The following is a 522-nucleotide window of genomic DNA, read 5'->3' on the forward strand; positions in this document are numbered from 1 at the left end:
GCTCTACCAGGACGCCGGGCACGCCAATGTCTGGGGCGCCACTACCGGCACCAACACGGTGGCCGGCATCGGCACCGGTCTGGCCGTGCCGTACACGGTGTACGGCCAGATCGCCAACCCGAGCGTCAACAACGCCGCGACGGGTAACTACCAGGACACGGTCACCGCCACCATCTCCTACTGAGGGCAGCCCATGCCAATGACCGCACGGGTCCGCCCCTGGCGGCGCCTGGGACTGGCCTGCGCCCTGTCTGTCCTCTCCTGCAGCACCAGCCTGGCCGCCAGCCTGCAGGTGGCGCCCACCTCCCTGCAATTGGGCCCCCGGCAGAACGCCGACGCATTGTGGATCAGCAACAGCGGCACCGCGCCGGTGCAGGTGCAGGTGCGGGTCTATCGCTGGCAGCAGCAGGGCGGTCAGGACCAGCTCACCCCCACCGGGGACCTGCAGGTGAGCCCGCCGATGCAATCGCTGGCCGCCGGCCAGCAGCAACTGGTGCGGGTGGTGCGCAGTGACCCGCAGGC

Annotated in this window: 2 protein-coding genes; both read left to right on the forward strand. The window is 70.3% G+C overall.

Annotated elements, in window-relative coordinates:
- Window positions 1-184 (forward strand): spore coat protein U domain-containing protein (locus ACXJKJ_RS32170; RefSeq protein WP_457395814.1); only part of this gene is annotated, 184 nt, incomplete at its 5' end.
- Between the two features lie 9 nt (window positions 185-193).
- The coding region (locus ACXJKJ_RS32175; protein ID WP_457395816.1) for a fimbrial biogenesis chaperone at window positions 194-522 on the forward strand (329 nt) is incomplete at its 3' end.

Source organism: Roseateles sp. P5_E1, assembly GCF_054049335.1.